At 69.1% G+C, this 11387-nt stretch carries 9 protein-coding genes and 2 pseudogenes; 7 read left to right on the top strand and 4 right to left on the bottom strand.

Going from position 1 to position 11387, the window contains the following annotated elements; translation table 11 throughout:
* Nucleotides 1-235: 235 nt before the first annotated feature.
* A pseudogene (locus tag IE294_RS45480) lies at nucleotides 236-724 on the top strand (IS5 family transposase); the annotation flags it as partial.
* Nucleotides 725-916: 192 nt separating this feature from the next.
* Here IE294_RS45480 and IE294_RS45475 read toward each other — a convergent pair.
* A complete protein-coding gene (locus IE294_RS45475; protein WP_189895196.1) occupies nucleotides 917-2101 on the bottom strand; it encodes a serine hydrolase domain-containing protein in 1185 nt (394 codons plus the stop codon).
* Between the two features lie 198 nt (nucleotides 2102-2299).
* Here IE294_RS45475 and IE294_RS45470 point away from each other — a divergent pair, with 198 nt between their 5' ends.
* The 4 genes and pseudogenes from IE294_RS45470 to IE294_RS45455 all read left to right on the top strand — a co-directional run.
* On the top strand, nucleotides 2300-2476 hold the full coding sequence (locus IE294_RS45470) for a hypothetical protein (RefSeq protein WP_189895195.1): 177 nt from the start codon (nucleotides 2300-2302) through the stop codon (nucleotides 2474-2476).
* Between the two features lie 201 nt (nucleotides 2477-2677).
* Nucleotides 2678-3151, top strand: a complete 474-nt coding sequence (locus tag IE294_RS45465; RefSeq protein ID WP_229918162.1) for a hypothetical protein — start codon at nucleotides 2678-2680, stop codon at nucleotides 3149-3151.
* A complete protein-coding gene (locus IE294_RS45460) occupies nucleotides 3148-3675 on the top strand; it encodes a hypothetical protein (RefSeq protein ID WP_189895194.1) in 528 nt (175 codons plus the stop codon). The genes IE294_RS45465 and IE294_RS45460 overlap by 4 nt, the downstream gene beginning before the upstream one ends.
* Nucleotides 3626-4396 (top strand): annotated as a pseudogene (locus IE294_RS45455) (IS5 family transposase); the annotation flags it as partial. The gene IE294_RS45460 and the pseudogene IE294_RS45455, both read left to right, overlap by 50 nt.
* 111 nt (nucleotides 4397-4507) lie before the next feature.
* On the opposite strand, the gene IE294_RS45450 reads toward IE294_RS45455, so the two are convergent.
* Both IE294_RS45450 and IE294_RS45445 read right to left on the bottom strand, forming a co-directional pair.
* Entirely contained in the window at nucleotides 4508-5254 is a 747-nt protein-coding gene (locus IE294_RS45450; protein ID WP_189895192.1) for a phosphotransferase family protein, read from the bottom strand.
* Between the two features lie 255 nt (nucleotides 5255-5509).
* Nucleotides 5510-5896: a barstar family protein gene (locus IE294_RS45445; RefSeq protein ID WP_189895197.1), complete on the bottom strand. Its 387-nt coding sequence runs from the start codon at nucleotides 5894-5896 to the stop codon at nucleotides 5510-5512.
* A gap of 215 nt (nucleotides 5897-6111) precedes the next feature.
* On the opposite strand from IE294_RS45445, the gene IE294_RS45440 reads away from it, so the two are divergent.
* Nucleotides 6112-6423 carry a hypothetical protein gene (locus IE294_RS45440; RefSeq protein ID WP_229918160.1) on the top strand — a complete coding sequence of 104 codons (312 nt, stop codon included), beginning with the start codon at nucleotides 6112-6114 and terminating at the stop codon, nucleotides 6421-6423.
* A 228-nt stretch (nucleotides 6424-6651) separates the two neighbouring features.
* Here the strand turns inward: IE294_RS45440 and IE294_RS45435 are convergent, their stop codons facing one another.
* The gene (locus IE294_RS45435) at nucleotides 6652-10245 is read right to left on the bottom strand and encodes a S8 family serine peptidase (protein WP_229918158.1); all 3594 of its coding nucleotides are present in this window, start codon (nucleotides 10243-10245) and stop codon (nucleotides 6652-6654) included.
* A gap of 489 nt (nucleotides 10246-10734) precedes the next feature.
* On the opposite strand from IE294_RS45435, the gene IE294_RS45430 reads away from it, so the two are divergent.
* Nucleotides 10735-10959, top strand: coding sequence for a hypothetical protein (locus IE294_RS45430; protein WP_229918157.1), 225 nt, complete (start codon nucleotides 10735-10737; stop codon nucleotides 10957-10959).
* Nucleotides 10960-11387 lie beyond the last annotated feature (428 nt).

Genomic DNA, 11387 nt, shown 5'->3' with positions numbered 1-11387 from the left:
TTCACCAGCATCGCCTGCACCCTCATCTGCTACCGCAGATTCACCAAATGAGATGACGTCTAATCAGGAGTCTGCCAATGCCTCCGATGCCCGGTGACACCACCTTTTCGATCATGGTCGACTGGGGACCCAAGTCATGCCGGGATCGGAGGCCGGGAGCCCCGTTGCGGGGCCACGAAGAAGGTAACGGGACCTCCGGAAGGAGCCGCCCGGCGGGCTCTTCGTCGAGCCGGCCGACCACGGACTCGGACGATCCCGGGGCGGACTGACGAGCAAGATCCACCTCGTGGTCGAGCAGGGACAGAAGCCCTTGTCCGTCGTGATCACGGCCGGGCAGCGGGGCGATTCCCCGCAGTTCGAAGCGGTCCTGGAGGCCATCCGGGTGCCGAGGCTGGGGCTGGGGCTGGGCAGGCCGCGTAAACGTCCGGACCGGGTCCGGGCCGACAAGGCGTACGACTCCCGCAGCAATCGCTCCTACCTGCGCCGACGCGGGATCAAGGCCACCATCCCGGTTCCGGCGGACCGGGTCCGCAACCGCCTCAAGCGCGGATCGCGTGGCGGGCGGCCGCCGAAGTTCGACAAGGACGGCTACAAGCAGCGGCACGCGGTCGAGTGCGGGATCAACCGGCTCAAGCGCCACCGGGCCGTCGCCACCCGGTACGACAAACTCGCCGTCCGTTACGAAGCGACCGTGCTGGTCGCAGCCATCAACGAGTGGCTGTGACCAGCACTTTCACAACAGACCCTAGACGGGCGCGTCGTCAGGACTGACAGGGGCAGTGTGGACGGCGAAGACGGGCCATCGCCGGGGTGAGCCGAAAAGGGGCCATGAGAGGCAACGGGGTGCACAGTGCTGGTCTGCGACACCAGCGGAGCGCCGCGCTGAGCTCACCGCCCACAGCGACGACACCTCCCCTCACGGGGTGCTGGAGTCCCTGGCGCACAGTGCGTGGTCGATCAGGGCGCTGGCCGCGTTCTCCTGCTCCAGTATGTGCTCCTTGGTGTCGCCGCGGGCCTCGGACATGGAGACCACAGCGCTTCGACCCCCGTCATCGGTGACGCCGTTGAGGGTGATGTAGCCGCCGTCCCCGCCTTCATGGCTCCAGTAGGTTCCTCCGCATCCCAGGGGGCGTTCGACCAGGCCGAGCCCGTATCGACCCTTGGGCCACAGCTCTTGGACCTCCGCGCTCACGGGGACGGTCTGCTTCATTTTGGCCAGCTGCCGTGCCGGTAGCAGGCGGCCGTCGAGCAGCGCGCGGAAGAAGCGGTTCTCATCCCGCGTGGTCGTGACCCACGAAAGGTTCTCGTAGTCCACCGGTATCTGGTCGGTGACATTCACCCGGGAACCGGGGCCGAAGAGCTGGTAAGCCTGGGCGTGGGGCCGGGGCAGGGTGGGCGAGGTGCCCATCCACCGGGTCTGGTCGAGGCCCAGCGGGCGCAGGACGCGGCGTTCGATCTCTTGATGAGCGGGGTGACCGGTGGCCTTCTGGATGATCATGTCGAGCAGGACGTAGCCGGTGTTGGAGTACGCCCAGCCCTTGCCGGGCCGGAACTCCTCCGGCTCATGGGCCATGGCGAGTTCGACCAGCTGCTCGGGTTCGTAGATGTTGTGGCGCTGCTGGTAGTACTCCTTCGGCGTGGTGTATCCGGGCAGGGCGTCCCGGATGCCGCTGGTGTGCTGGAGCAGGTGGCGGATGGTGATCTGGCTGCCGTCGTTGCCGTTGCCCCGCACCACTCCGGGCAGCCAGTGGTCGACCGTGTCGTCCAGGGACAGCCTGCCCTCGGCCTCCATCTGGAGGACCACGGTGGCGACCAGCGTCTTGGACGTGCTGGCCATGCGGAAGTAGCCGCCGGAAGAGACCGGGCGGCCGGTGTTCAGGTCCGCGGTACCGCTGGCGGCGACCGACTGCCGACCGTCAGGCGCGACCACGCGGGCCTGCACACCGCTCACACCGAGGGCGTGGATCGCCTCGGTGTCCCGGCGTAACTGCTCCACAGGGGAGGGGCCGGCGGGCTGAGCGATGGCGGGGACCACCTCGGCGGTGAGCAGCGTAGCGACACCGAGTGCCATGACCAGGTGCTTTCTCAGAGTCGAAGTCATGGTTGGACGCTAGTTTCGCCCCCACCGGGGCGCGATCCGGCGCACCCCAAGATCGGAACGGGGGATACCCCCCCCAGCGCGGGCCGTCGCCAGTCTGGCGCCGAACTGCCGAGCGCAGTGTGAAGGTTCGCGAATCGAACACCACGGAGCGGTCCCGCCGTCAGACGGGATCGCTCTCTTGTCGAAGGAGCCGCAACCTTGACCGTTTCCTTAATCCGGAAAAGTGCCAGCGGTCTTACCGAACTCCTGGTCCGAGCACTCCGGGACCGCGGCCGCGAGGTCGTAGTCGAGCACCTGCACGTCCATCTGCCGCGCGTCCTCAAGGCGCCCGCCGGCGCCCGCACCGCCAACACCCAGCAGGAGATCTCCCGATGATCCGTCGCTTCCGCCGCTGCGGCCACGACCCCGGGGCCCTCACCCCCGAGGACCAGGCCGTCGTCGACCAGTTCCGCGCGATGCTCGCCGCCGTCCGCGACCCGGAGCCCTGGACGCCCGGCCGCTCCCAGGACATCGCCGTGCGCGTCGACCCGTTCATCGAGCGCGCGCACACCGGCCGGCGACGACCACGGCACCGAGATGATCGCCGTCGCCCTGGTCCACCCCGACACCCCGCACGCCGCGGCCTACCGCCACGGCCGCCAGTTCGGCTACGCCGACCGGGGCTGGCTGCGCTGCGAGACGACCGCGATCCTCGGTCTCTGGCAGCCGGCCTACGCGATGCTCACCCACGCCGCCGCGAACCTGCCCCTCCCCGACGACGTCGGCATGGGCCTCGCCCACTACGGCGTCCACGTCGAAGCCCGCCGCGCCGACGGCACCGGCTACACGCTGCTGCGCCTCGGGCCCTACACCCAGACCTGGCTGGCCTCCCGTGACGCCGACCGCCTCAACACCGAGTTGGAAGGCCGCGCCGCACTCGTCATCCCCGGGTTCACCGTCACCGCGAAGGACGCCGTGTTCCACGTCAGCGACCGCGGCAGCTACGCAGACCCGCACGGTGCCGACGTCACCGTGCTCCTGGCCGACGCCCTCGCGGGGGTGAGGGTGTGACCTCGGCTCTGTACGAGATCGAGACCAGCGAGGGTGACGACGGCGCCATGCACCCCGCCGAACAGCTCTGGACGCCCTGCGCCGACGGCACTGCCGACCACGGGTTCATCGCCCACCAGGACCTGTTCGTCGCCGGGATCGACGGCGGGGCCGACGATGACCTCTACCCGGTCGGCTTCCTGGTCCTCGGGCATCAGCGGTGGGCCGACATCATCGAGGCCGCCGCCGCGTACATGGCCCGGACCCACGGCTGGCGGAACCTCCACCTGTACCCCGGCGACGACCCGGCGGTCCTCATCCCCCGCATCCCGCGCGCCGTCCACACCCACGGCGTCTTCTTACGGCACCCGCACCCGGACCACGGCTGCGGATGCGAGTGGGATGAGACCTGGCGGATGGTGTGGGCACCCAGCACCGAACCCGGCGCGGTCCCGATCACCGCCATGCGACACCCGGCCGCCCCGGTGACCACCGCTGTCATCCCCAACCCTGACGAAGGCGCCCCCGCGATCTGGGCGGCCTGACAAGCATCACGGCAAAGGCCCGTACCTCCTGCGAATCTGCAGGGTGTACGGGCTTTCTTACGTTGGAGGATCAGGCGAGTTTCTGCCCCAGGAGCTGGGCTTCGGCTCGGGGATGACCTGCTGGCGACGGCTGCGGGACTGGAACGAGGCCGGGGTCTGGCAGCGGCTGCACGAGCTGCTGCTGTCCGAGCTGCGGGCCGTAGACCAGCTGGACTTTTCCCGCGCCACGGTCGACTCCAGCCACATCCGCGCGATGAAGGGCGGGCCGGCCACCGGTCCATCCCCAGTGGACCGGGGCAAGTCCGGCAGCAAGCACCACCTGATCGTCGAGGCGCACGGCATCCCGCTCGCCGCAATCACCACCGGCGGCAACCGCAACGACGTCACCCAACTGATCACGCTGATCCAGGCCGTCCCGCCGATTCGCGGCAAGCGCGGTCAGCCACTGCGCCGCCCGAAGCACCTGTATGCCGACCGCGGCTACGACCACGAGGTCTACCGGGACAAGGTCCGTCGGTTCCAGATCACCCCGCACATCGCCCGGCGTGGCACCGGGCACGGCTCCGGCCTGGGGGTGTACCGCTGGGTCGTGGAAGGAGCGATCGCGCTGCTGCACTGGTTCCGCCGCCTGCGCATCCGCTGGGAGATCCGCGACGACATCCACCACGCGTTCGTCGCCCTCGGCTGCGCCGTCATCTGCTGGCGACGTCTGCGCACCGCACTCTGTTGGGAGTACGGGCAGGCGATCGTCCAGGGGATGGCCCGCTCGATGCGTCAGAACGCATTCGCAGCAGTACCGGGCCCGCGCAGCCTCACATGCGGGATCTCAGCCTCACATGCGGGATCTCAGCACGTCGACCTCACAGCCCGGCGCGAACGGGTCGAAACCGTGCTCGACCAGCCAGCGAACCGTCAGCAGGCTTCGCAATGACCACCACGCGTGGATCACATCGAGGTCGATGTCGGTGCCGTAGCCGGCGATGACGTCGTCGAGGTGCTCCTCGTGTCCGAGCGTGAAGGTGGCCAGGTCGTACAGGGCATCACCCTGGCCCGCCTCGGACCAGTCGATGATGCCTGTGACCTCGTCGCCGTCGAGGAAGACGTGCGCGATCTGCAGGTCGCCGTGAGTGAACGCCGGAGTCCACGGCCGGAGCGCGGCCTCGGCGACCTGGCGGTTGCGGGTGACCAGGTCCGCGGGCAGGACGCCGTTCGTCACGAGCCACTCGCACTCGTCGTCGAGTTCCGCCGCCAGCGCGATGATGCTCCGGCCAGCCTGGCCCGGCCGGGGCGGCAGCGGCGCGTCGTGCAACTTCCGGATGGCGGCGCCCGCCGCGGCCCATGCCGTCGGCGACCCGGTCGACGGCCCGCCGAGGCGTCCAAGCGTCGTCCCCGGGAGTGCGGCGATCGCGAGCACGGGCGGCTTGCGCCACAGGACCTCCGGGGTCGGGACCGGCGCGAGGGCCATCGCCTCGACCTCGATGTCGATGCGTGCCTGATCGGTGTCCACCTTCAGGAACACGTCGCCGACGCGCAGGGTCGCGCGCTCGGAATGGGCGACGACGACTTTGACCTCATTCATGGGCGACCAGTATCCCGGGGATGATCGCCGACGTCGCCGGGTTTATCACATGCGATTACGCGGCTGACCGCGTCCCGCTACCCGACGGCCTCGTGCACGACATCGTCCTCTGACCAGGTCAAGCCCACCACCTTTGTTAGGAGTCCTTACAGAAAATGCTGGTCACAGGGTCCAACTACTCGGACGCGACGTTGTGATGGAGCACATGCACGCCCACCTCCCCCGCGTCTTGCCATAGGGCATCTCCGTGACCGGTCACTGGAGTCGCAGGACGCCAGGGGCGCGATCGTTGAAGACCTCGACCAGCCAATCGAAGACAGTGGATCCGCGTCCATCTCTTGCTGCGGCAAGGTCGGCGCTTACAAAGAGGCGGTTCGTGGGGTGACAGCGTGACAACCGGATCTCCAACTGGCGAGCTGTCTCCGGATGGCCGAGATGCTCGCGAGACACCTGGTGGTCACGCCACTCCACCACATAGTCATCGTCGTCGGGCGCCCCGAAGCCACCGCTGAGGCAGTCAGCGAAGGCGTCGAGGTTCCGACCGAAATAACCCCCGGGACCGTTGATCGCTTCGCCAATGGCTCGCCAGAAATCTTCCAGCGTTCTGATCTGCTTGCCGTCCAGCACATATGTCGGTGTCACGGCCCGGAGGATACGTTCAGGTCTGCACCGTGTCTCTCCGATTCCGGCCTTCTGCTTACAGTCCGGAAAAGTGCAAGTGATCTCACGCAACTCCTGGCCCGAGCTCTCCAGGACCGCCGCCAGGTCGTAGTCGAGCACCTGCACGTCCATCTGCCGCGCGTCCTCAAGGCGCCCGCCGGCGCCCGCACCGCCAACACCCAGCAGGAGATCTCCCGATGATCCGTCGCTTCCGCCGCTGCGGCCACGACCCCGGGGCCCTCACCCCCGAGGACCAGGCCGTCGTCGACCAGTTCCGCGCGATGCTCGCCGCCGTCCGCGACCCGGAGCCCTGGACGCCCGGCCGCTCCCAGGACATCGCCGTGCGCGTCGACCCGTTCATCGAGCGCGCGCACACCGGCCGGCGACGACCAAGGCACCGTGATCGTCGTGGCCCTGGTCCACCCCGACACCCCGCACGCCGCGGCCTACCGCCACGGCCGCCAACTCGGTTACGCCGACTGGTGATCACCGAAACCACCACCCAGTAGCACCGCCCTCTGGAGCAACGCGCCCCGCCCATCCCGGCCAGGCGCGGCGCTCCGCGTGTTCCCGGCCCTTTCACACCCCAGGTTTTTGGAGGCTCTGCGGGGTCTGGGGGCCCCTTCGGGGTGATCTTCAGAAACGAGGGCACCGGCCCGGTCAGGGCCGGCGCCCCTCATCGCGGTACGCGGGTGCCCCACCCCGGGGGACGTGGGGCACCGGCCGTGGCGTGGGGGTCAGCGCAGGCCGAGGGCACGGGTGATGGTCTGGGTGACGCCGTCGCCGTTGCGCTGCTCGGCGGTGACGCGGAAGGACACGTAGTGGGCCCGGGAGGGGGCGTGCAGCAGAGTCTGCCAGGTGTCCTTGTTTCGCTTCAGGTCCTGCCGGTGCCAGGTCGCCCCGTCGTCGTAGGAGATGTCGAGGCGGACCGTGGTGACGGTGTCGTCGGTGGCGGTGCTGCCGAGGACGACGGGCTGGACGGAGAACGGCGAGGTGCGCTTGGCGCGCCCGGCGAGGTCCACGTCCGTGCCGTAGTCGAGCTGGACGAGTGGGAGGGCCTGGTCGTCGGCATTGCGGGAGTGGAAGGTCCACTCGGTGTGGGTGGTCCTGGAGTACGGCAGGAGGTCGCTCTCGGACCGGGTGTCGGCGACGAGCCGGTACGGCAGTGTCTGCGGCGGCAGGTCGCCCACGCCGAAGTCCGGTCGGGCTCCGTTCCGTACCAGCAGGGTGTCTCCCTGGTAGAGCGCGAAGCTGCGTGTCATGAGGTTGGTGTCGCCGCTGTGGGCGGATCCTCCGTCGCTGAATCCCGCGAGCGTGCCGCCCATGGCGTTGCCGACGCGGTGCGGCACCTCGAAACCGACCATGCGGGGCCGGACGACGGGTCCGAACCAGTGCTCGTCGTGGACGCTGCCCGGGCGGTAGCCGACGACGTCGGTGAAGGTCGACCACCCGTCTATGGCAGCGTACTGCTGCCACTTGACGCCGTTCCCGGTGGACACCCAGTCGGTGCGGTGGCCCGCGGCGACCGGCTCGCGCGGGAAGGGCGGCACACGTGTCATGCCGAACCCTGCGTAGGGGTAGGCGGCCGGCCAGTACTCGTACGGCGGGCTGTCCTCGCGGCTCTCGGTGACCTGCTTGCCGGCCGGCGGGGCGAAGGTGTTGTCGATGCGCGCGAGACTGCCGGGATCGGTCTTCGCGGACGGGTCGTCCGGCACGCCTCCCTGGTGGTAGTCGGCCAGGTCGTACAGGTAGGCGGGCGAGGGGTGTGCCTGGACGGCCAGCTTCAGCCGGTTGTGGCTCGCGTCGTGGATGCTGCTGATCAGATCCTGGCCCGCGTCCTGGGTGAGCGAGGTGACGGGGAGTTGTCCGGCCGTCCTGCCGTCCGGGTCGCCGTACCAGTCGAGTCCGCGGCCGTCGCCGTCGTTGACGACGAGGAGCATCGCCGCGCCCGCGGTGTGTGCCGCGGCGGCCTGGTCGGTGGCGGTTACCTCGGTGCTGTGCCGGACGACGACGGCCTTGCCGCGGGCGTCGAGGTCGGCGTACTCGGCGGTCGTGCCGGTGCCGGCGAAGACGGCGTCGACATGGGTGGTGCCGTCCGGGAAGGGGTGGCTCCCGGGTTGCGTCAGCAGGGTGTCATCGAGGGTGTGCCCGCCGCGGTAGGTGATCTTCAAAGGGGTTTGCTTGGCGCGGATGCGGGTGGTGAAGACGAAGCTGCCCTTCTTCACCCGTCCCTTGGTGGGCAGCGCCCACAGGCTGTCGTAGGCGGCCGAGGGCATGAGGATCTCGTGCAGGGCCTGTCCGTCGCTGGGGGACGGGGTGTTCGAGGTGAAGGAGCGGAACAGGTCGATCCTGCTGGTGGTGACGGATGTGGGCTTGGGAGTGTCCACCTTGATCCGGCGGATGCGGGAGGCGTCGAGCACGACGTCCTGGTCGCCGGTCAGGTCGAGTTCGGGGTCGGTCAGTACGGCGTAGCCGAGGGAGTGGGGGCCGTGGCGTCCCTCGACGTCCAGGGTGGAGACGATCGTGTACGAGCCGGGGGCCAGGCGGGTGGTGAGCGTTCCGTTCGGTACCCACATGATGGTGGTCCGTCCGTCCGCGCCGGTGATCTCGACATCGTTGTCTACGGGCTTGCCGTGCCGGTCCTTGAGGTGGACCGTCAGGTCGTACTTCTCGGACTCGACGGACATCCCCACGACCGTGTGGACGGCACCTGCCGCGGAGCGGGCGACGACCTGTGCGCCGTACTGTCCCGGCGCCAGCCCGTTCGGGTCGGCGAGGAGACCGACCGTGGAGGTGCCGTGGGCCGGCACGGTGACATGTGAGGCGGCCGGTGTGAACACTCCGGCGGGCGAAGTGCCGGGGTCGACGGAGAGGGCGAGCGTGACGGCGTGGTCGGTGGTGTTGCGGTAAGTGAGGCGCCGCTCGACCGGCGCGTGCCGGTGGTCCGCCGACCAGCGCACGAGTCCGGAGTCCACCGAGCCGCTGGCGATGATTCGGTCGTTCAGGTAGGCGGCGGCGACGTCGACACGGCCGGCGCCTGCCTGGTAGGCGCTGTAGGCGGGGGTCGGCGCGCTGGTGCTCATCAGCACGTTCTTGATGTCCGCACCGGTCCACTGCGGGTGTTTCTGGGCGAGCAGGACGGCCGCGCCGGCGACGTGCGGGGCTGCCATGGAGGTGCCGCTGTCGGTGCGGTAGTAGCCTTCGCCGCCTTGCGAGTACTGCGACCGCGCGGCCAGTACGTCGACACCGGGTGCGGTGATGTCGGGCTTGAGGCCGTCGTCGTTCTGCCGCGGGCCGGTGCTGGAGAACCCGGCGAGTTGGTCGGAGGCGTCGACCGCGCCGACAGTGAGGGCGGCGTCGGCGGTACCCGGTGAGCTCACGCTGTAGGGGTTGTTTCCGGTGTTGCCCGCGGCGACCACGAAGAGGGCCCCGGTCTCCGCGCTGAGCTGGTTGACCGCCTGGCTCAGGGGGTCGTCCTGGGTGTGCCAGACCGGTGTGCCCAGACTCATGTTGATCACCTTGGCGTGCTCGGTGCGGGCCGCCCACTCCATGCCCGCGATGATCTGTGACATCGCGCCGGAGCCGGAGTTGTCGAGCACCTTGCCGACGAGCAGGTCGGCATCGGGGGCGACACCTCGTTCCTTGCCGCCGGACGCGGCGCCGGTTCCGGCGACGGTGGAGGCGGTGTGGGTGCCGTGGCCGTTGTGGTCGATGACGTCCTCGCCCGGAACGAAGCTCCGGGTGCCGATGATGCGTGGGGCGAGGTCGGGGTGGGTGGTATCGACGCCGGAGTCCAGTACGGCGACCCGCACCCCGGCGCCGGTGCCGCCGGCGGACCAGGCCTGGGAGGCGCCGATCTGCGCGGTGGTGTCGACCAGGTCGGCGTGGGCCTTGGCGTCGAGCCACACTTCGCCGACGCCGGAGGTGAACGACGGGGTGGCGCCGTCGGCGGACCGCTGGGCGTTGGGATTCGCGGTGGCGGTGAGGGCCGTCCAGAAAGCGGCGGCCTTCGTGTGCTGGGCGTGGACGGCCTGCGCCCGGATGGCGGGGAGTTGCGCGATGGTCCGGGCGCCCGGCAGGTCGGTGCCGTTGCCGGTCCTGGCCGTGGTGGTGCCCTGCGCGCGGGTCATGATCAGGGGGAGGGCGCTGGTGTGTGCGTCGTCGTAGCCCTGGGCGATCAGCTGGGTGACGTTGAAGAGCTGCCGGTCGAGTCCGCCGGTCGCGATGTAGGCCATGGCTTCGTCCGGGTACACATACGTGTCACCGTTCTCCACGGTGACCCGCACCGAGCCGGCGGCTCCCGGTGGGCGCTGGACGCCTTGCACCGACACGGTGTTGTCCGGTCCTCGGGTCACCGTGACCTGGTCGCCGGTGATCAGCGTGATGGTGAGAGGCGCGCCATAAGGCTCGCTGTATTCCGTCGGGGAGACGGCGGCAGGGGCTGGGGGATCGGCGCCGTGGGCTGCTGTCGGAACAGCGAGGGCGGCAACGAGCAGTGCAGCGGCTGATGTTGTACATATTCGGGAAAAAGGGACGGGCACATGTCCTCCATGATCGTGATCGCCGAATCCGACCATTTTCCGACGAACATGTAAAGCACTTGGATCGCTGGTGTTAACACGGCACGGATTGACCTGGGGGTGTGGCCTGGGCGGGGCCGGGCTTTGTTCGGTCATCCGCACACGTGTGGGAGCCTGCCGTGCCCGGCGAGACGAGTGCGGCACGACACCGTGTCAGGCCAGGGAGGGCTCTGCCGAACATCTGCCCGGACCGCGTGGCGGGCCTGGAAGGAATCGGCCGCCCTCACCGACCCCGATGACTTGCCCTACAAGCCGCTGGACAACCGTTGGCACACCGTCATGGATGGCGGGATAAATTCGGAGACCATCGGCGACGTCACCACCCGGCTGGGCAAGTGGGTCGAGCTGGGCTTCCGCCCTACCCGGCACTCCCCGGGCCGCGAACTGGCCACCAGCTTGCGCGCTGGCGAACACCGCAAGGTCATCACCAAGCAGGGCGATGGGTCGACAACAGCGCCGCGATAGAGGGCTACCTCTTCGGCTGGTTCCGCTTGCGCCGCAGCTCACGATTCGGGGAGGAGCTGTGCCAGGCCCAGCTGGCTGCCATCAGCGACGTGCAGTACAACTCCCCGGGCCGGGACGACCGCTCCAACCGCTCGCTGAACTTCGCCATCGGGTTCGTAGGACGGCAGCAGCCAGGACAGTTCCCACGCAGACGTGTCGGCCGAAGTAGTTGTCCTTCTGGTAGACGCGTGCTCGTCCCACTGCCGCTGCGGGCCATGGCGCCTGGCGGGTCTCAACAACAGCAGCCGCACCGGTCAACGAGGATGAAGTCGAACTCCTTCTCCAACTGCTCAAGCGCCTTTTCGAGCGCGGTCTCCTTCCGAGGACTAGGTTCTGTCTTCAAATGTCACGCCCACATCAGGAGCGAGGCGAGGGTGATGGCTGCCTGG

Source organism: Streptomyces canarius (assembly GCF_014650735.1).
GTDB lineage: Bacteria > Actinomycetota > Actinomycetes > Streptomycetales > Streptomycetaceae > Streptomyces > Streptomyces olivaceoviridis.
Note: the sequence above shows the minus strand (reverse complement) of the source record. Positions and strands in the feature narration are given on the sequence as shown.